The organism is Yinghuangia seranimata (genome assembly GCF_029953285.1).
Classification (GTDB): domain Bacteria; phylum Actinomycetota; class Actinomycetes; order Streptomycetales; family Streptomycetaceae; genus Yinghuangia; species Yinghuangia seranimata.
This window is the reverse complement of sequence record NZ_JASAOI010000059.1, coordinates 18,517-36,532: the sequence shown is the minus strand read 5'-3', so window position 1 is coordinate 36,532 and position 18,016 is coordinate 18,517. Positions and strand designations below refer to the sequence as shown.

General features: G+C 70.1%; 11 protein-coding genes. 7 read left to right on the top strand and 4 right to left on the bottom strand.

All coding sequences use genetic code 11. The annotated features are described in order from the left end of the window. Positions 1 to 10: 10 nt before the first annotated feature. On the bottom strand, positions 11 to 847 hold the full coding sequence (locus tag QI554_RS34635) for an SMP-30/gluconolactonase/LRE family protein (RefSeq protein WP_281475938.1): 837 nt from the start codon (positions 845 to 847) through the stop codon (positions 11 to 13). 507 nt (positions 848 to 1,354) lie between these two features. On the opposite strand from QI554_RS34635, the gene QI554_RS34630 reads away from it, so the two are divergent. Further along, a complete protein-coding gene (locus QI554_RS34630) occupies positions 1,355 to 2,656 on the top strand; it encodes an MFS transporter (RefSeq protein WP_281475936.1) in 1,302 nt (433 codons plus the stop codon). Here QI554_RS34630 and QI554_RS34625 read toward each other — a convergent pair. Further along, positions 2,628 to 2,903, bottom strand: coding sequence for a nickel-binding protein (locus tag QI554_RS34625; protein ID WP_281475935.1), 276 nt, complete (start codon positions 2,901 to 2,903; stop codon positions 2,628 to 2,630). The genes QI554_RS34630 and QI554_RS34625 overlap by 29 nt on opposite strands. 86 nt (positions 2,904 to 2,989) lie before the next feature. Between QI554_RS34625 and QI554_RS34620 the strand changes: the two genes are divergently transcribed. Both QI554_RS34620 and QI554_RS34615 read left to right on the top strand, forming a co-directional pair. Continuing rightward, positions 2,990 to 3,733: a cupin domain-containing protein gene (locus tag QI554_RS34620; protein WP_281475933.1), complete on the top strand. Its 744-nt coding sequence runs from the start codon at positions 2,990 to 2,992 to the stop codon at positions 3,731 to 3,733. Beyond that, positions 3,730 to 4,275 (top strand): cupin domain-containing protein, encoded by a 546-nt coding sequence (locus tag QI554_RS34615; protein ID WP_281475931.1) that lies wholly within the window; start codon positions 3,730 to 3,732, stop codon positions 4,273 to 4,275. The genes QI554_RS34620 and QI554_RS34615 overlap by 4 nt, the downstream gene beginning before the upstream one ends. A 64-nt stretch (positions 4,276 to 4,339) precedes the next feature. Here the strand turns inward: QI554_RS34615 and QI554_RS34610 are convergent, their stop codons facing one another. Continuing rightward, entirely contained in the window at positions 4,340 to 4,690 is a 351-nt protein-coding gene (locus QI554_RS34610; RefSeq protein WP_281475929.1) for a hypothetical protein, read from the bottom strand. Positions 4,691 to 5,167: 477 nt separating this feature from the next. On the opposite strand from QI554_RS34610, the gene QI554_RS34605 reads away from it, so the two are divergent. From QI554_RS34605 to QI554_RS34590, 4 genes are all read left to right on the top strand, one after another. Further along, complete coding sequence (locus QI554_RS34605; RefSeq protein ID WP_281475927.1) at positions 5,168 to 6,010, top strand: hypothetical protein; 843 nt, start codon at positions 5,168 to 5,170, stop codon at positions 6,008 to 6,010. A gap of 266 nt (positions 6,011 to 6,276) precedes the next feature. Continuing rightward, the gene (locus tag QI554_RS34600) at positions 6,277 to 6,711 is read left to right on the top strand and encodes a hypothetical protein (RefSeq protein ID WP_281475925.1); all 435 of its coding nucleotides are present in this window, start codon (positions 6,277 to 6,279) and stop codon (positions 6,709 to 6,711) included. Positions 6,712 to 6,977: 266 nt separating this feature from the next. Continuing rightward, positions 6,978 to 8,075, top strand: a complete 1,098-nt coding sequence (locus tag QI554_RS34595; RefSeq protein WP_281475923.1) for a DUF5954 family protein — start codon at positions 6,978 to 6,980, stop codon at positions 8,073 to 8,075. 98 nt (positions 8,076 to 8,173) lie between these two features. Further along, entirely contained in the window at positions 8,174 to 9,175 is a 1,002-nt protein-coding gene (locus QI554_RS34590) for an alpha/beta hydrolase (RefSeq protein ID WP_281475920.1), read from the top strand. Between the two features lie 210 nt (positions 9,176 to 9,385). Here QI554_RS34590 and QI554_RS34585 read toward each other — a convergent pair whose 3' ends face one another. Further along, positions 9,386 to 17,671, bottom strand: coding sequence for a SpvB/TcaC N-terminal domain-containing protein (locus QI554_RS34585; RefSeq protein WP_281475918.1), 8,286 nt, complete (start codon positions 17,669 to 17,671; stop codon positions 9,386 to 9,388). Positions 17,672 to 18,016: the final 345 nt, after the last annotated feature.

Below are 18,016 nucleotides of genomic sequence, written 5' to 3'. Positions count from 1 at the left end.
CCGGGCCAGGTCAGGGTTTCCCGGCACCCGGTGCGGGTGCCGGAAACACCACAACCCGCCCACTGGGTTGCTGCGACTCCGGTCCGCCCCAGGTCTGGCCGACGACGAACAGGCGGGGGTCGTCCCCGCGGCTGAGCACGCAAGCGAAGGCGCCGCGATCCAGGTCGACTGTCGCGAGCACCTCACCGCCTTCGCGCACCCGAACACAGTGCTGGTTGGCGACGTCGGCGTACCAGGCCGCGCCCTCGGCATCCATGCAGATTCCGTCCGGGTGGTCGTCAGGCGTCTCGGCCCACACACGCCGGTTGCCGAGGTCGCCGTGGCTGCCGATGTCGTAGGCGGTGAGCCGGTTCGCGTACGACTCGGCGACGATCAGCGTGCCACCGTCCCGGCTGATCGCCATTCCGTTCGGGAACGCCAGGTCGTCGGCAACGTGCGTGACATCGCCTTCCGGCGTGACGAGCACGATCGAGCCAGGCGCGAACTCACCGCCGGGAAAGTCGAATCCGATGGTGTTGACGTAGGCGTTGCCCCGGTCGTCGACCACGATGTCGTTCCACGGCTTCCGCGAGACCGTCGAAAGGTCGGCGTGCTGGACGAGTGTCCCGTCGGGTTCACGGCGCAGCAGCCGTCGTCGGGCCGAGTCCACGACGAGCAGCCGCCCGTCGGGGAGGAAGTCGATGCACATCGGGAACGACGGGACGGTCACCACCACCTCGTGGCGGCCGTCGGCGTCAAGCGTGATCACCTGGCCTGCGCCCCAGTCGGAGAACCAGAGTTGCCCGTCGTGCCAGCGCGGCGACTCGCCGAACACGACGCCTTCCAGCAGGACTTCGGGTGCACTCATCACGCTTCTCCGCTCGCTCGGTACAGGCCTTCGGCATCGCAGGCACGCATCCGTTTGCTTTTGCACATAAAGAGCATCTAAATAAATTCTGCACTAAAGGCCTGAAATCGGGCAGTGAACCGACGGCGCCACCGGAGGCGGCGGGGGACGCCGCGTCGCGCGGGGGCGCGCGTTGGCACGAAAGGGTGCTGCCGGTGCGCCGACCGGGTCGCGTCCGGGTCGCGTCCGGGTACGGCCGGGTTTCGCGGCGCGCCCGTCGGATACCTGTGGCACGTCCCAACTTGGGACGCGCCCGCGAGGCGCCATTGATCGCCGGCGCCCCCGCGCGGACAACACCGTCGGCATCATCCTCACCGTCCGCGCCGCCGCACCACCGGTATGACCTCGCGCACTCCGAGCGGGACTTCTACATTGCCGGGATGAAGAGCTACGGCCGCACGCCAACTTTCCTCACGGTCACGGGCTACGAGCAGGTCCGCTCGATTGCGGGTGCCATCGAACGCGGCGATGTCTGAGCGCGGCCGTGCCGAAGCGTTGGAGCAGGCGCGCGTCGGCACTGAAGCCCCGCCCGCTCCCGCCGCGGCACCGGCGGCCGATGACCTTCATCGGCCGCGGCTGCGGACTGTCCTGACGGCGCTGTGCGTCACCGAGATCACCAGCTGGGGCATCCTCTACTACGCGTTCCCGGTCCTCGCGTCGACCATCAAGGACGACACCGGGTGGTCCATCCCCGCCTCCACCGCCGCGTTCTCCCTCGCCCTGGTCGTCGCGGGGATCGTCGGTATCCCCGTCGGGCGGCTGCTCGACCGGCGCGGACCGCACCTGCTCATGACGGCCGGCTCGGTCGTCGGCGTCGGCGCGGTCCTGATGGTCGCGTGGGCACCGAACCTGGCCTGGTTCACGGCTGCGTGGCTGGTCGCGGGCGTCGCCATGTCCGCCGTGCTCTACCAGCCCGCGTTCGCCGCACTGACGCGCTGGTACGGGCCCGGCCACCTCGGGGCGCTCACCACCGTCACCCTGGTCGCGGGCCTGGCGAGCACGGTGTTCGCGCCGCTCACCGACCTGCTCGCCACGCACATGAGCTGGCGCGCGACGTACGTCGTGCTTGCCGGCGTGCTCGCTGCGGTCACGATCCCCCTGCACGCGATCGTGCTGCGCCGCCCGTGGCCGCCCGCGCCACCGCCCGCCGCACACGCGGACGTTCCCACCGACACCCGCGCGATCATCCGCAGCCGCCCGTTCGTCGTCCTGGTCGTCGCCATGACAGTCGGGTCGTTCGCGATGTACGCGGTGGTCATCAACATCGTCCCTCTCCTCGAGGAACGCGGATCGAGCACGACGGTCGGCGCCTGGGCCCTCGGACTCGGCGGCGCCGGCCAGGTCCTGGGCCGCTTCGGCTACTCCAGGTTCGCCCGCGCCAGCGGAGTGCGGGCCCGCACCGTCGGAGTCCTCGCGGCCACCGCCGCCTGCACTGCACTGCTCGCCTTCGTACCCGGCCCGGTGTGGCTACTGGTGGTCATCGCGGTCGTCGCGGGCACATGGCGGGGCATGGCGACGCTGCTCAACGCCACTGCCATCACCGAGCGTTGGGGCGCCACCTCGTACGGGACGCTGTCGGGCATCCTGTCCGCACCGGCCATGGCCGCATCCGCCCTCGCCCCCTGGGCCGGCGCCGCCCTCGCGGGCCCGCTCGGCGGCTACGCCCACATGTTCGCACTGCTCGCAGCACTGGGCCTCGCCGCCGCGGCGCTCGCGACGGGCAGCGTTCCGACAGTTCGGGTCAGTCGGATCCGGCGAGCATCGCGGTGAGTTCGTCCGCGCTCTGGGTGAAGTCGACCTCGTTGATGGAGTCGAACGGGAAGCCCACGCGCTCGAATTCCTTCTCCACGTCGGCGGCGCTGTCCGCCTCGTACACGCTGGTGATGAAACCGGTGTCGGTGTTGACGTACAGCTGCCGGAACGTCGCGTGGACGTTGCGCGCCACCTCGGGGCCGTAGCCCGCGATCTCCTCCGGCGACAGACCCGGCGCCTGATGGAGGCTGACGAACAAAGCCATGGGAGTCCTCTCTTACTGCGCGGGCGATGGACGATTTACTGTATCCCACAAACAAGTTGGCAGTCCGTGTCCACGAGGAGAACACCGTGAGCGAGGACATCACCACACCAGTACATCTGGCGGAGAGCCGGCGCATCCCCTCCCCCGACCCCGAGCGCGAACCGCTCAAGACGAACGTCTACGCGCGCATGGCACAGGCCGCCGCGCAGTTGACCCCGCTGTTCCCGTACGACCACGCGGGCGCGATCGTGCCGTGCGGCAACGTGCTGATCGGCGGCGAGGACGTCGCGTACGGCCACTTCTTCCACTGGAACACGGTCGACGAGGTTGTGGTGGCGTACGGCTCGGAGGGATCGGTGCTGAACTCCGGCCAGATCATGGCCACCCGCAACCTGCACGGCGTCAACTCGTTCCTGCGCGACCAGACGAACCCCGAGGCGTACGCCGTCCTGGTGGTGACGCAGCGTCAGGCCGAGGAGGGCACGCAGTCCGAGGCGATCACCGCCCGCTGCGCGAAGTGCAAGGCCGAGATCGTGCGCCACGAGTACGACGCAACTCCGCATGATCTTCCCAGATTCGACGCCGACCGCTACGGCGACCCCGGCGACGCCGTGATCCAGTTCCCCTCCGCGGTCGGCTCCGCCGAGTTCGTCGAGATGCGCAACTCCGAAGAGGGGCGCACCTGCACGGAGTGCGGGCACGTCAACGCGTCCTTCCCCGGCGAACTCTGGGGCTGGGCGCGGCAGGTCCGCCAGACCCGTGCGGTGAGCGCGGCACACCGCGCCCTCGTCGCCGCCGCCGTCGCACCCGAAGGGAGCGTCCGCCCGTGAACCGCCGCCGCATGCTCAACGCCCTCAAGTCGCCCGACGAGTTCGGCCAGTACGCGGACGAGGCGGTACTGCCGGAGGACACCGACCCGCAGGTGTACCTGTCCCACAACCGGCTTCCGCAGCCCTTCCACCTGTTGTGCGAGAAGGACAGCGTCATCAGCCAGCTCTCGGGCACGGTGGACGTGTACCTGCACGACAGTTCGGTGAACCGCTTCCGCGTGACCGTCGGCGACCACGTCTACATCCCGGCCGGGACGCCGCACCGGATCGTGCCTCGCGAGCCTGGTGTGACGCTGCGCTACATGGCGTTGGAGGCCGGACTCCTAGGCGCCGCCTGGTACTGCGCGTCATGTGGCGGCGAACTGCGCCGCTACGAATGGGAGCACGACAACGCCGTCGCCCCCGCGCGCTTCTACGCCGCCGCCTGCGCACGCTTCAACGCCGACAAGGCCGCGCGTACGTGCGAATCGTGCGCGACCGTACACGAGGAGATCGACCTCGACGCCTACGCCTGGACGGAACTCGCCGCCGCGGAGGGCTAAGCCGCACCTCGAGGCGCGGGGGCCGGCCCTTGCCGCCCCGAGTGGTTGCTTCTCGGTCGCGGTGCTAGAGCTCGCAACTGACGGATACGCTGACGCTGCCGTCCGCTCCGACTTCGACGCCGATGCTGACGCCGATCTCCTCGACCGTCGGGACGATGGAGATGGGCGTTCCCGTGGCCAGTCCCTGGCTCACCAGCGCCCTCCACCGGAACTCCTCGGCGGGGTCGGACGTGGCGGCCTCCAGTTGGGTGTGCTGTTTGTCGGTGAGCGCGAAGTACGCGTCCGCGAACGCGACGACGCCGCGGGTCTGGATGATCTCGATCGCCCTGGTGCGCTCGTGCTCGTCAGCCTTCAGTCGGTCGACCAGCTCTGCGAAGTGCTTCGGAGTCAGGGCAGGCTTGGTGTAGGTACTCATGATGTCTCCTCGGGATCACGGGATGGCTGACGCGCACAACGGCGTACGTCCGATGCAACGGGGGAGCCGGTGCGTGGGCATCGACGGCTCGCATCGTGTTCACATCCCGCTTCCCAACCTACGCGCAACTCGCGCGTGCCGCAGAGCGGGGGGAACGGGAATCCGATGCCGCGGATGACAACTGCCGTGGCCGCCCCCTAGCATGACTGCCCTGCATCCGGGACCCCCGGTGGTTGACGCGCCTCGGGGTCCTATGTACAGGGGGCCGGTGCGTGGTGTGGGGGCCACGGCCGCAGGTGCAGGCAGTCAGCTCGCAGCAGCACCACAGGCGGCACGCTTCGCACTGTCTCGAGGTCTAGGACCCTTTCCATGCCCTTCAAGAGCCTCCGTAGGACGACCGCTCCGCGGCTGACGCCGCACCTGGACGACACCGATCTCGGCAGGATATGCAAGCGTCTTGCTCCGCGGAGCACTCCCATGGCGCAGACGCTGGACTCGGCGGTCGTCGGCCAGTTGCTGGACGCGACGGGCGGCGATTGGGATCGCCGGGCGCACCGCATCTGGGTCTTGGCCGAAGCGGTGCGACCCAGTGTGCAGCGCTGGTGGGCCGGTCGCGAGCCACGAGACGCCCACGCCCAGACGTTGTTCGCCTGCGGGGTGCTGCTTCGGGCCGAGGCCGGGAGCCAGGAGGACAGGGAGGCGTTCTCCTCTGCGCTCGACGCGTGTGCTCGCGCGGCCGCGGCGCTGCCGAGCGACCCTACGCCGTGGGTGATCAGGCTTGCGCTGCTGAGTCTGGCGAAGCGTCCCACCGCTGAAGTGGTTCCGGTCTGGGAGGAGATTCAGCGGCGCGACCCGTGGCATCGCCAGGCGCACCTTCAGATGTTGGAATATCTGACCTCGGACGGTTGCGACTGGCCCGGACAGGCTGTGTCGTTCGTCGAGGACGCAAGCAGGGCTGCTCCGGACCGCTCCCCCACGGTCGGCTTGCCGCTCGTGTCCTTCATCGATGCGCATCGCGCCGCACTGCAGCGAGGCGGGGCCCACGCGCTCACAGCCCATCACATGTGGGAAGGGCAGGAGGTTTCGGCATTCCTGGACGCCGCGGCAAGGCGTTGGGTGCGTCCCGGCTTCCTGACGCACGCCGCTGCGGTAGCGGACCTGAACCTGCTGGCGTACGCGCTCGTCTCGGCCCGCCGCATGAACGAGGCGGGTGCGCTGTTCCAGTCGATCGGTGGTGTGGTCTCGGCTGAGCCCTGGTGGCGGACGGGGCATGATCCCGTAGCAGCCTTTACGGAGTTCCAGCGCAAAGCCGGCGTCTGATTCCCCGCGGGCGGCGTAAAGATTCACCGGATCCCGGCATCGTCCAGCGGGCCGGGCAACCTTGCGGCGCGGCTCAGGTGTTGATGGAGAGGCAGTCGGCCCCGGACCGGGCAGACGCCGGCACGGCCGGGAATTGGGCGCGCGGACACCGCCCAATCCGCAGGCCCGGCGGCGTCGGTATCGGTAGGCAAGCCGAACAGCTGCCGGAAGCCACGCTCCGCGCCGTGCGTGCGGGGCGGTCGACAACAACACTCGGGGGTTCGGTCATGCACTTGAAGAGGGTCAAAGCCGCCGCGGTCGCGGCCTTGTCGGCGACGGGGCTGTTCCTCGCCTCCGCCTCGCCGGCGAGTGCCGGGGGATACAACTGGGACGACCAGATCGGGCCCGACGGCAAGGGCTGCTACGCATGGACGACGTGGAGCCAGTACATGGTCCAGCCGCACATGTGGCAGCAGCCCGGCAACGTCTCCGTCGCGTGCCTGATGCGCGTGGAGCACGTCGGGTACGACGCCACCTGGTCGCGCCGCCTCTACTACAACTCCTGGCCGGACTCGGGCGAGGCCTCCACGACCGGGCGTAGCACCGGATTCGACGGGCCCAACTGGTACTACGGCCCGTGGGACGGCAGCGGCCACATGTGCGTCGTCATCAAGGTCAGGACTCCGAACATGAGCGTGCCTGACACCGCCCAATACTGTTAGCCGCCCGTCCAGTGCCGCCTGAGACCGACGGCATTCGAGGCCTCCGCCGACGAGGTTCTGCTCCTTGACAGGTGCGGAGCCGGATCAACAGTCCGCGACGGTCACGCGAAGCCGACCGCATCGGGCACCGACGCGCACGGTGGTGGTCGCCCCGGATCCTGCCGGCTCCGGGGCGACGGCGTCCCCCTCGATGCGCAGAGAGTCGCGGGGAACGGTTCCGGCGATTCCGGGGCTACGGGGCGCCGCCGGTCGGCAGCATGGATGCCATGGACGAGCGGGATGCGCATTCCGGCAGCCGGTTGGTGGTTCGGGTTCCGGTGGAGCCGGTGGAGGCGGCGGCCGAGGCCGATGCCGTGGACGCGTTGCGCCGCGAGGGCGTGCTGATGCTGCGCGGCCCGCTGTTCGGCGTGGCGGCGCAGTCCGCTGAGGACGGCGGACGGTGGCGGGTGGTCTCGCCGATCACGAGCGGCTGTCCGCAGTCGGCGCGGGACAGCCTCAACTCCTTGTTGTGGCACCGGGCGTACACCGGTGGCGCCGGCCCTCGGCCCGGGCCGCCGGTCGACCGTGCGGTCCGGCGGGAGCTGCTGGCGGCCGTCGCGCGGCTGGAGACCGAGACAGTGGACGAGCTGCTGGTGGCCGGCACCCGGTACCGGGTGGTGCGCGCCGAGGAGTACGCGGTCGCCGGCCCCGACGGGCTCGAGGGCCCGCGCCCCACCGACCCCCAGCCGCCCAAGCCGGACTGGGCACGGGGGCGTGGCGCCGTCGTCGACGACGGGCTCGTCCTGGACGTGGACGCACCCGTCAGTCCGGCGACCGCGCTGGAGCAGCTCGCCCTGCGGAACCTGCACTACACGGGCGCCCGGTTCCCCGACCCGGTGCGAGCCGACTCGGAGGTCGCCGTGGGCACCCACCCGGACGTGCTGTCGCTCCCGGCGGTGTTCACGCTTGTGGAGCAGGCCGCCGGTGGGGCTTCCGCCGGCTGGAAGGCGGCCGGCGGCGCCCACGCCACGGCGCACGACGCCCGCAAGAGCCTCGACTTCGCCTTCGTCTGGATGCTGCCGCGGCTGCACGGCCTCATCCCCGAGGACGCGCTGGACGCCGACGCCACGACGTACCGGACCACGGACGGCCGGCCCGACCCGGCGCTCGCCCCGTACGCCGAGGCGTCGGCGGCACTGCGCGCCGGGCTGCTCACGCGCCTGGAGTTCCTCGGCACGGTCCATCAGATCGCCCGCGCCCGGCGCCTGCTGCGCTGGGGACCGGACGGCCCCGAGGGCCCGCGGCCGTCCGACGTGAACAGCCAGCCCCCGACGCAGCTGCATCTGCGCCTCGACGAGGACGGCCGCGTCATCCCCGAGGCCTGACCGGACCTGCGCCGCCGATCCGCCCGGCCCTGCTGCGCGATCGGCGAGGCATCGAAAATCAAATGGTGCGAAAGGAGCAGGGGCACTAGCGTGCGCGCGTGGATCTTGAACCAGGGAAGACCGTGCCCGCCGTTCCCGTGCCCCTCGACGCCGAACTTCGGGTCGCCTATGACGCCTACCTGGCGGCGGAACCGGACTCGGCGCCGATGAGCATAGAGAAGCTCTCGGTGATCCGCGCGGAGATCGACGCCGAAGTGGCGGCGCTCGAGGACCTCAGCCGCGGCGGGCGCTTCACCGTCTCCCAGCCCTCGGTGCCCGGCCTGGACGGCGCCCCCGAGATCCCGCTGCTGGTGTGTACGCCCTCCGGCGCGCCCGCATCGCGGCCGGCGCTCTACTCCATCCACGGCGGCGGCTTCTACGGTGGCGATCACCGCACCGGGCTCGACCAGATCCTCGAGACGGCCGAGCGGCTCGGGGCCACGCTGGTCTCGGTCGGCTACCGGCTCGCGCCCGAGCACCCCTACCCCGCCCAGATCGACGACGCCTACGCCGGTCTGCTGTGGGTCGCCGACCACGCGGACGAGCTCGGCATCGACCGGGAGCGCATCGTCGTCACGGGCTTCAGCGCCGGCGGCGGCCTCGGCGCCGCGCTCGCTCTGACCGTGCGCGACAAGGGCGGTCCCCGCCTGCTCGGCCAGCTGCTGCTTGCCCCAGTGCTCGACGACCGCAACGACAGCGCCTCGGCCCTGCAGATGGACGACGTCGAACTCTACGACCGCAGCCGCAACGAATTCGCCTGGAGCACGCTGCTCGGCGACGCCCGGGGCGGAGCGGACGTGCCGCAGTACGCCGCGCCCGCCCGCGCCACCGACCTGTCCGGCCTGCCGCCCGCGTTCCTCGACGTCGGCTCCGCCGAGTGCCTGCGCGACGAGGTCCTCGCATACGCCGACCGGATCTGGCAGGCCGGCGGCGAAGCCGAGCTGCACGTGTGGCCCGGCGGAATCCACGGTTTCGACCGGAAAGCCCCCGAGGCACGGATCAGCAAGGCCGCCGTCGCGGCCTGCCGCAACTGGCTGGAGCACCTTCTCGCCACCAACTGACGGCCTCCCCCGGCGGCAGTCGGTCGCGGGATGCGCGAGGGCGCAGGGGTGCTCGCCGCACTGCTGCGCTCCGAAGGTTCGTAGGCCCGCTCCACCATCTATCTGGCAGCCGTGCTCGCCGTGCCGGCGGGCGAGAGGGCGCCGTCACCCGGCACCCTCTCGCTCACCTCGTCTGCGCGGGCCGATCCGGCCTGGCCCCGCCCCTGTTCGTCAGGTTGTGTGCGGTCTGATCACCTGGGCGTCGTACAGCCTCTTCCACGCGCACTCGATCTCGAACAGCAGGGTTTCGCGGCTGATTTCCTCGGGTCGGTAATGCAACTTGTCGAAGAGGTCGATGCCGAACTGCACGGCGGCTTCGTCCGTGGGGTCAACGTGCCCGTGCTCTTTGATGTCCGCCGCGTCTGCGGCGTCCCTCAGCAGCTCGGCCGAGATCCCCGCCACCCGGCCGACGAACCCGTAGTGGATGTTCGACCAAGCATCGAATCGGATGTCGAACGAAACGCCGCTGACCGAAAAGCCGGGGATGGGGGTCCACCATTCGCCCCCGGTCAAGTGGAGAATCCAGTCCTTGTGGTCCCATTCCGCGCCGGTATGGACGAGGTTGTACCACATGCGCAGCGCCTTTTGGTCGTCCCATGCCACCTTGGGCGGAAGGAGGGATTCCATCGGGCTGGTAGCCAAGAGGCCACGGATCTCCCTGACTCGCGGATCGTAGCTGTTTTGGCGCATCTGGCGCGCCATGTAATCGAGAATGGCAAGCGTTGTGTGGTCCGTGGGCGCCCGCCCGTCTGGATCCGTATACCGCAGCGGGTTGTTCCGCGTATACGTATACGCCGCCAGGTTGACCGGATTCCCTATCCCCCCGGCCAGGTCGGAGCCGAAGTACTGCGGCAGCGCCGGATCCGCCCCCGCCCACAGCTGCGTTCGCGGGTTGTAGTAGCGGGCGCCGTGGTAATAGAGGCCGGTTTCGGAGTCGAGTTCCTTCCCCGTGAAGCGGTACGACGTGTCGGTCGTCCCGGCGCGTTCCTCCACCCACGTCTCGCCGTACGGGAAGTACTCGAAGTGTTCGACCACGTTCCCCTGCTTGTCCGTCACATAGCCGGACGAGCCGAGGTGGTCCTGGTGGAAGAAGGACTGGGTGTTCTCGGTCCCGGACGCCGCGACGGTCTTGGTGACCAGCCGGGTGTCGCCGACGAAGACGTGCTTGTAGCCGACTCCGTCGCGCTCGCTGTAGGTGCTGTTCGGGTAGAGGGAAACCCCGTCGCCGTTCTTGACGACGCGGTTGCCCTTGTCGTCGTAGGTGTAGCGCGAGGCGGCGCCCGTGCAGCCCGCCGGGTTCTGGGTGACGGTGGCGGCGGCGGTGTCCTGGGTGCAGACGAGGCGGTTCTCCTCGTCCCACACGTACTGCCGGCGCTTGCCGCCCGCCGCGGTGTTGACGGTGTCGGTGAGGTTGCCGTTCGCGTCGTAGGCCTGCGTGATCGGGCCGACGGCGCTGGGTGCGTGCGGTTTGCCGCCCGCGTAGGTGTAGGCGTAGTCGTACGTGGTCTTGTCCTGGACGTCGGCCGCGTTCGACGCGTCGTCGACCGGTTCGATCGGGCCGGGTGAACCGGCGCCGGCCGGGAACGCCGCGGTGCCGCCGGCGATTTCGTGGTGCTGGGTCTTGGTCGTGGTGTTGTGGATCGAGTCGTAGCCGAGGCTCAGCGTGTAGGTGTTGGCATGGTTGTTCTTGTCGGTGTACCGGCCGGACGCCGAGGTCAGCTGGTACTGGTCGTCGTAGCCGAAGGTCTGGGTGCTCGGCCCGCCGATGGTCCCGCCCTGCGGGACGTCGTTGGTCAGCGCGGTGACGTTGCCGACGTTGTCGTAGGTGTAGGCGAGGTTCTGGAACGTGCGCGTGCCCGACGCCGCCGCCGACTTCAGCGTGGCCAGGCGGCGGTCCTCGGCGCCGTAGGTGTAGGTGGTGCGCACCCCGTCGCCGGTCTGCTGGTAGATCTTCTGGCCGAACTTGTCGTAGTCGATGCGGTCCAGGTAGCCGTACTGGGTGTAGCCCTTCATCCCGGTCGCCTTGGTGACCAGGCCGCCCGTGTCGTACTCGTAGGTGAGCACTTCGCCGTCGGGGTAGGTCTGCTGGAGCACGCGGTTGAACGCGTCGTAGCGCCACAGGGTGGTGAAGGTGCGCGTGGCGCCGCCGGTCGCGGTGATCGTGCGGGTCTCCTTGGCGGTCTCGCCCAGCGGCCCGTAGCCGCGGGTGACCGTGCCCGCCGCGTCGTGGATCTCGGTGATGCGCGACGCCGCGTTGTCCGGCGCTCCGGGTGCGCCGTAGGCGTAGGTGACGTTGTTGGCCGGGAACGTCGGGTAGCGGACGGCCTTCAGCCGCGAGTAGTCGTAGTCGTACTCGATGCTCGTGTCCGCCGCCCGCAGGTTCGCGGTGGTCTTCGCGACGGGGTTCCCGGCCAGGTCGTACCGGGTTTCGGTGCGGCCGGCGTCGGGGCTGTCGAGCACCGTGCGGCGGCCGGCGCCGTCGTATGCGGTGCGGGTGACGTTGCCCTTGTCGTCGGTGACGGCGGTGACCTGCTTCATCGGGTCGTAGGCGTAGTCGGTCCAGATCACCGCCGATCCGTTGGTCTCGCGCACGGCTGTGGTGAGGCCGCGGACGTCGGTGTAGGTGCGCGCCTGCTTGCCGTTGCCGTCGGTGGCGGTCTTCTCTGAGCGGGTCACGCCTGCCCGGTCCGGGCCGAACCCGTACGCGATGGTGGACGTCACGCCGTCCGGCTGCACGGCCTTCAGCGGCCGGTCCAGCACGTCGTATGTCTGACGCGTCGGCGCCACCGTGTCGTAGTCGGGCGTGAAGTCGGTGTCGCCGGAGTACTTGGCCTTGGTCGTCGGGTAGTACCGCGCGACGGTGCGTCCCAGGGCGTCGAACGTGAGGCGCCCGGAAATCGTCATCACCTGCGAGGCCAACCCGCCGGGCGTCGACGGCACCGTGGCGTCCTTCTTGGTCTGCAGGACGCGCTTGAGTCCGTCGGTGAAGGTGACCGTGTCGATGGTGTCGCTGCGCAGGCCGACGGCGTTGCGGTCGATGTTCTTGGTCGTTGCGTACGGGACCGCGGCTTCGGGGTGGTACTCGAACTCGATGGTGGCCCGGAAGCTGCCGATCTCGTAGGGGCCCGTCACCGTGCTCAGCCGGCCGACGGTGTCGTACGCCATCTGCACGGACTGGTTGTTCTGGTCGGTGGTGCGCTCCGGCACGCCGAACTTGAGGTTGTACGCCGCCGTCGACCGGTACCCGAAGCTGTCCACGATGGACTGGATCTGGACCCCGACGACGGTGTCGTAGCCGTATTCGAGCTTGTACCGCTGCCCGGCGGCGTTCGGCGGGCCGGTGACCGACTTCAGGTTGCCGTCCGGCTGGAACACCATGTCGGAGACCGCCGCGGTGCCGTCGTCGACGTACTCGCGGACCTGGCGCACCTCGCCGGTCGCGCAGTCGACCGAGGACTCGTGGTGCCGCAGGAGGACGCCGGTCGCGGCGGCCTTTTGCCGCAGCACGGTGGCCGTCCCCACGATGTTGCGGTCCCGGCACGCGGGGTCGGCGCCGCTGTACTCGTAGGTGCTTTCCAGATCGTCCGCGGTGCCTTCGCCGGCCGCGGCAAAGGTGCGGACGACGTTGCCGTAACTGTCGTAGGAGTAGTCGGTGTACGTGGACGCGCCCGCGGCGGCCTGGCCCTCGTACTGCTTGTCCTCGACCCGGGTCAGCTGCGGGAAGACGGTCGCCGTCGTGCTGCGCGGGTCGGCGTCGCCGCCGGTCGCGATGTCGAGCAGGCGGTAGGTGTTGAGCGTCTCGGTGAACGGGTGCCCGGCGCCGTCCGCGGTCAGCGTGCGGGTGAGCAGGCCGCGGCCCGCGTATCCGTCGTTGCGGTACTCCCGCGTCACCGTGCGCACCACCGCGTCGCCGGCGCTGGGGTCGCGCTCTTCGGTGACGACCCGGCCGAAGCCGGAGAACTCGCGCTCCTGCCGGTCGTAGCGGCCCTGCTCGTAGCGGAAGGTCGTCAGGCGGGTGTCGACGCCGTCGCCGGCGACGCCGTCGAACACGGCGACGCGCGACAGCACCCACCGGCTTTGCGGCATGGCCGTGGTGTTGCCCGCCCGGGTGTAGTCCAGGTCGATGCGGGCGCCCATCGGCCGGTTGACCGAGCGCAGCAGGTTGGTGCGGCCGGTCTTGTTCACCGCGACCTGGAGTTCGTTGTCGCGGGTGGACTTGACGTGGTCGACGAGCCCGTCGCCGTTGACGTCGCGCAGCGCGACCTCGGAGCGGCCGATGCCGACGGACGTGTCGACACCCGGGTTGAAGACGATGCAGCCGAAGGTCAGGCAGAACCCGAAGGTGAAGTACACGCCCGCGCCCAGGTCGGCGTTCTTGTCGACGGCGATGTCGCTGAAGGAGCCGCGGAACGGCACCGGCGAGGTGAAGCCGCCGCCGGTGTTGATCGCGACCTTCAGCGGATTGGCGCCGTCGGTGAAGACGTGGTCCAGGAGCCCGTCGCCGTTGACGTCGGCGAGGGTTCCCTTGGTCCACGAGGTACCCAGCGTCGCGGACGCGCCGCCCGCGAAGCCGTAGTTGTCGAGGTTGAAGCCGAGGTTGACGCCCGTACTGCGGGAGGAGGCGTCGTTGACCGGGCCGCCGCCCCACGGTTCGCGGGCGGCGAAGGCGTAGCCCAGGCCGAGTGCGGCGTCGCCGTTGGCGTACACCTTGTCGGGCAGCCCGTCGCCGTTGATGTCGACCAGGTCGAACTTGGTGTCGGACTCGCCGCCGCCGAGGTTGCCGCCGATGCCCAGCGAGGGCATCTCGCTGCCGTTGCGCGCGCTGTTCGCCCCGGACTCCCCGGTCGGCGCGTCGCGGCCGGCCGCAGTGGTGGTGGTGCGGGTCGGGCTGCCGGCGCTGAGCGACACGCCGCCCGACGTCGAGTCCGACTCGCGGACGTTGCTGCCGAGGACGCCCCGGGTGGATCCGAGGCCGCCGTTCATGTCGGAGTACTGGATCTCCTTCGAGCCGACGACGTCCGGGTACCCGTCGCCGTTGAGGTCGAGGAAGTCGACCTCGCCCGCGGTGGTGCCGGCCGCGCCGCTGCCGCCGAACGGGCCGAGCGTCAGCGTCGTGGAGATCTGCTGGGTCCGGCCACGCCGGATGGGGCCGGTCGCGCCCGCGAGGTCGGCGTCGGTGACGACGTCGACGGTGTCCGGACCCATCCGGGAACTGGCCGCCGTGCCCGGGCCCGCCCACGTACTGTCGTCGGAGGCCACCCACCGGCCCTGGGCGGGCTGCGGGGCGAACACCGCGATCCGCGGCGCGGGGACCTTCGGGTCGGCGGTGAACCCCGCCACGTCGGCCTGGACGGGCTCGCGCGGCAGCGCGTCCTTGTAGCTCTGGTCGATCACCAGCTCGTTCTCCGCGATCGGCCGGGTCGCCCGGTCGCGGTTGGCCTGGTAGCCGATCACGCCCCAGCCGCGGTACGGCTGCGCGAACGCCCCGTCCTCCGCGGCCGCGTGCAGTGCGCTGGGGACCGGTGTGAACGTCTCCCCGGCGTCCCAACTCACCTTCACCGACTGCGAGGTGAGCAGCCCCGGGATCTTCGCGTCCGTGGTGCTCAGGTCGAAGAACAGCTCGTCGCCTTGCGTGACCGGCACCGAGAGCCGGACCGCCGTGTTCAACGGCCCCACGCCCGACACGATGTCGATCGCCCGCTTGCCGACCAGCGTGCCGTCGCGCTTCTTGGCGGTGAGGAAGACCCGCGCGGTCTCGGAGTTCGGCTTCATCCGGAAGTCCGGCTCGACGAGGAGCGTGCCGGTGGCCGTCGCGGTGTACGACGCCTGCGGCGCGGTCAGCGTGTCCACCGGGTACATGCTCAGCTCGTACGGCGGGTTGATCACGATCGTCGGGTTGCCCTGCGCGTCCACCACCGCGTCCACGCCGGACGCCTGCGTGTAGTACGCCTTCGGCGTCCACTTCAGCGCGTTCGCGTCGATCGGCGAGTCCACCAGCAGCTTCCAGGACAACCGTTCACGGGCGCCGACCTGGACGGTGAGGTCGACCGGCGTCGTCCCGGTCGACCCGGCCGGCAGGACCTTGCGCATCAGCTCGGTGGTGACGGGCTTGCCCGCGGAGTCGGTCTTCTCCTGGGTGATCAGCAGCGTCACGTCGTCCGACGTCGGGGCGCTCTTGGCCACGTCGCCGGTGATCTTCAGGGTCCCGGCCAGCGGCGTGTTGACCAGCGAGGGCCGCCCGGCGAGGGTGAAGTCGCTCTGCGCGTCGAACACCGTGGTGCTCAGCCCGTTGACGTCGGTGCCCGCGGGCAGCCCGAGGTAGGTGATCTTCGGGTCCCACGCGACGGTGTCGTACTTGCCGTCGAGGATGGACTGCACGCGGAAGTAGAGCGCCTCGCCCTTGTGCACCTGCACCGAGTCCACCCCGGTCGGCGCGAACTCGATGTAGTCGTCGGGGCCGATGCGCTGCGCCCACAGTTCGCTGTCGCCGTGCTGGATGGCGACGCGGACGCCGTCGGCCTTCGCGTACTCGGCCCGCTGCGGGCTGGTGTCCTGCACCAGGCGCGCCCGGCCCTCGATCCGCACGGTGCCGTCGTAGGGCGCGACCCAGCGGCGCACGCTGTCCATCAGCGGCGAGTTGTCGACGGCGCGTTCGAACGCGGCGGTCTGGTCGCCGACGATGGTGCCGTTCGTGCGGCCGGACCCGACCGGTACGGGGGTGTCGGCGCTGTTCGCGGTGTAGACGGGGTTGCCGTTCGCGTCCAAGTGGCCGAACAGGACGCCGCCGTTGTTGACCAGGTCGGCGATGCCGTCGGCGTTGACGTCGGCGAAGTATCGGTCCGACGTGGTCGTGGTGGACACGTAGTCGAGCTGCCCGTTGACGCCGAGGTAGGCCTCGACGCCGACGGTGCCGGACAGCGTCCGCTCCCGCGACATGCCCGGCAGGCCGGTCAGCTTGACCGCGGTGTCGGAGAACTTCGGCTGCCCGTTCGGCCCCGACAGGTTCGCGCGGTAGAACACCTCGCCGTCCTTGCGGAAGACCTTGTCCGGCAGGTTGTCGCCGTTCACGTCCTGCAACGCCAGAAGCCCGTCCGTCTGCCCGGCGTTGACGCCGACCTTGACGCCGACCGACCCGCTCTTGGTCGGAGCCACGGGGTTGTAGCCGACGTACAGGTGCCCGCCGACGCTCGCCGACGTGTTGGCCGACACCGCGCCGGCTTGGCCGTCGCGGACGTTCACGCCGAGGCCGTCGTCCGGGACCGTCCAGCCTGCCGCCTGGGCGAACGCGGTGTAGTTGCCCTGCGCGTCGCGGACGTCGTCGTAATAGTCGAACGTGTGGGTGTCGAACACGCGGTTGTCCGAGCCGAACTGCGCCACCCCCGCAAGGAGCGTCTTCGTGAACGCGCCGGTGCGGTAGTTGAGTTCGTAGGCGCGGATCAGCTGGTCGTCGAGTTTGACCTCGATCCGGCGCAGCAGGTCGGCGGTCACCCGCTTGAAGCCGAACCGGGCGTCGATCTGCACGTCGGCGCGGCGCGCCTCGCGGCGGTCCCGGTCCCGGATGAAGGTCACCGAGTAGTGGCCGTCGGTGTTCCCCTGCCCGGTGTACGTGATGCGCTGCGGGTAGAGATTGGTGCCCGGCACCGTCGAGTTCGCGGTGCCGCCGTCGTTGACCCGGGCGTAGGTGTAGCGCATGAGGTTGTCGTGCGTGTCGCGCACCTCGCGCACCGCCCACATGGCCGTGTTGCCCGCGGCGCCGGCCAGCGTGGTGTCCGGTGCACCGCCGAACACCATGCGCATGCCCTGCTTGTCGGTGACCTCCCACCAGTAGTTCGCGGGCTTGTCGCCGTGCCGCACGATCCGGTCGAACCGGCCCTCCACCCGGGTGTGGAAGATCTTCTCCGCGGTGCGCGGCTGGAGCGCCCCGCGGTTCGCGACCGGAGTCAGCTCCTCGCCGTTCAGCAGGTAGGTCTCGGTCTCCGACGCGGGGTCGTACCGCGGCACCCCCCACCGGGTGTCCACGGTGATCGAGGGGAGGCTGAGGTCCCATCCGAGGCCCAGCAGGCCGTCCGAACCTTGGGAGTTGTAGGCCAGCGCCAGCGTCGGCTGCACACCGGCCCGCCCCTTGGGCAGCTCCAGCGGATACGACAGCCGCGCGTCACCGGCGTTCGTCGCCGACGGCGCCTCGATCACGTTCACACCGCTGCCGGGATCGGCGGCCTTGATGTCCTTGATCTGGTTGGGATTGAACGACGTTCCTTCGGGATGCTCGGGGGTGTTCACCGATGGGGCGGCACCCGTGCCGGTGGTCGACCCGCCCGCACCGGCGAGCCCCGGCGGGGCGACGCCCAGCGTCAGCAACGCCAGACACAGTGCCGTGGCGACCGCGGTGTGGCGGCCTCGCCGTCTGCGGACACGTTGCTTGTGGCCGACGCGGCGCGTCGATGCCAGAACCGACATGGTCGGCTTCCCCCTTGGTGAGATCCCCGTCCGCCCCGACACCCGCCGGGGCGTGCATGTCCACGGTCCGGACAGCGCGCACCGACAGGCCGTATCCCCGTCGAACGCGGAATCGGCATGGAGCACGACCAGACAGGTGGAAAGTTCGTTCTAGGTGGCGGGACCAGCCTGCGGAATGCCCGCCGTGGCAAACGGTGTTCGACCGTTCCACCCGCTGGGACACGGCTCGGTGGCGTCGGTGTGGAGCGGTGTCTGACGCCTCATCAGGTTCTCGGTCACGGAACATCATGATGGGCGGCTCGTGAAGGGGCGCCAGGAGTCTGCTGGTCCTGGTACCGCCACTAT

What these genes read in the sequence shown, in the direction of transcription:
- QI554_RS34610 (WP_281475929.1), bottom strand. Translation starts at nt 4,690, where the DNA reads ATGAGTACCTACACCAAGCCTGCCCTGACTCCGAAGCACTTCGCAGAG.
- QI554_RS34625 (WP_281475935.1), bottom strand. Translation starts at nt 2,903, where the DNA reads ATGGCTTTGTTCGTCAGCCTCCATCAGGCGCCGGGTCTGTCGCCGGAG.
- QI554_RS34600 (WP_281475925.1), top strand. Translation starts at nt 6,277, where the DNA reads ATGCACTTGAAGAGGGTCAAAGCCGCCGCGGTCGCGGCCTTGTCGGCG.
- QI554_RS34630 (WP_281475936.1), top strand. Translation starts at nt 1,355, where the DNA reads ATGTCTGAGCGCGGCCGTGCCGAAGCGTTGGAGCAGGCGCGCGTCGGC.
- QI554_RS34635 (WP_281475938.1), bottom strand. Translation starts at nt 847, where the DNA reads ATGAGTGCACCCGAAGTCCTGCTGGAAGGCGTCGTGTTCGGCGAGTCG.
- QI554_RS34605 (WP_281475927.1), top strand. Translation starts at nt 5,168, where the DNA reads ATGGCGCAGACGCTGGACTCGGCGGTCGTCGGCCAGTTGCTGGACGCG.
- QI554_RS34595 (WP_281475923.1), top strand. Translation starts at nt 6,978, where the DNA reads ATGGACGAGCGGGATGCGCATTCCGGCAGCCGGTTGGTGGTTCGGGTT.
- QI554_RS34585 (WP_281475918.1), bottom strand. Translation starts at nt 17,671, where the DNA reads ATGTCGGTTCTGGCATCGACGCGCCGCGTCGGCCACAAGCAACGTGTC.